Source organism: Photobacterium sp. 2_MG-2023 (assembly GCF_030547675.1).
In the GTDB taxonomy this organism is placed as follows: Bacteria; Pseudomonadota; Gammaproteobacteria; order Enterobacterales; family Vibrionaceae; genus Photobacterium; species Photobacterium arenosum.
Map to the genome: position 1 here is coordinate 1 of NZ_JAUOQQ010000054.1, position 1,293 is coordinate 1,293.

Here is a 1,293-nt window from a genome sequence, read left to right on the forward strand (position 1 = left end):
GGTTCATCTCGGATCTCCGGGGAAGACTGATCGTATTTTCAGAAAGAAATAACCAGTATCTCGATAGCCATAAGCCATTCGCTTCATTACTTTGATCTTGTTGTTCATCCCTTCTAGGCGACAGGTATGAAGCGCATGTACCGCAGAGGAAGTGATTCCAGCCCGGTACTTTTTAAGCTTTTGAGCAAACTGGATGAGCGGTTGAATACCACTCTCCATGACCTGTTGCCACCATACTTCCCACAACCTCAGGCTTTCCTCTTCAGTGCGACAATACCAAAGTTCCTTCAGTTGCTCTTTCATTAAGTAAACCACCGTGAGGTCTTTATTCGCGGCGAGCAATTCATCCAGATATCCTGCTTGCTTATCATTCAGGTTCTCTCGGTTTTTCAACAATATCCACCGTCCCCGCTTGACCCGACGCCGAGCAGGCTTGTCATGCTTGAGCTGGTTAGCGCAGTCAACCCGGACACGGTCAATCACCTCCCGGCCATACTTGGCAACAACATGGAACAAGTCATAAACGACCATGGCTTTAGGGCAATGTGCTTGTACTTCTAAGTCAAAAGCGGTGTTCATATCCATCGCAACAGCTTCAATTTGCTTGCAATGGTCACCCAGCATGTCAAAAAACGGGCGGATTGACTCTCGACTGCGCCCTTCGTTAACCCAGAGAACTTGGTGTGTATCGGCATCAGCGATGACAGTGGCGTAGCGGTGTCCTTTGAACAGCGCAAATTCATCCATGACCAAGCGCTTTACTTTGCTCCAATCTGGCTCTTTGACTTCCCGTGCCAAACGCCTCTTATCGATGTTTTTGACGGTCGTCCAGTGGAGCTTAACCAGTTCTGAGATGTGTTTGATGGGAAGCCTGGTGAGAAGCTTTTCGACAAAGCGGACCAAACGGGTTGTTTGTCTGGAGTAGGGTTCAAGCCAGGTGATTTGTTCAGTCTGAATACCACACTGAGGACAACGTAATCTCCTTGCTGGAAGCTTCAGGGTTACGGCATAGTCCATGATGTTTCTGTCCGAGATGGTCCTGATGGAAGTATCATGCACTTCAGCAGTCACTGAGCCGCACTGACACCTTGGGTGACAGGTTGGGGACAAGTGAATAGTCAGGGAATCGCTGTGTTGCTCAATTTTAGCAGGTGTAAATCCTTCCCAAAGAGGGAATGGTAATGTAGTGTTTAGCATGTAAAAACGGTTGGTTGTTATAGTGTTGTTTGGCGATTACACGATAACTTATCCAACCGTTTTTCGTATCTGTTTCCCGCTAATCCGAGATGAACC

General features: G+C 47.7%; 1 protein-coding gene. It reads right to left on the reverse strand.

Translation table 11 applies throughout. The features are described from left to right. Positions 1 to 3: 3 nt before the first annotated feature. Positions 4 to 1,197: an ISL3 family transposase gene (locus tag Q4491_RS21405; protein ID WP_303460799.1), complete on the reverse strand. Its 1,194-nt coding sequence runs from the start codon at positions 1,195 to 1,197 to the stop codon at positions 4 to 6. Positions 1,198 to 1,293 lie beyond the last annotated feature (96 nt).

Coding starts and splice junctions, on each gene's coding strand:
- Q4491_RS21405 (WP_303460799.1), bottom strand. CDS start 1,197: ATGCTAAACACTACATTACCATTCCCTCTTTGGGAAGGATTTACACCT.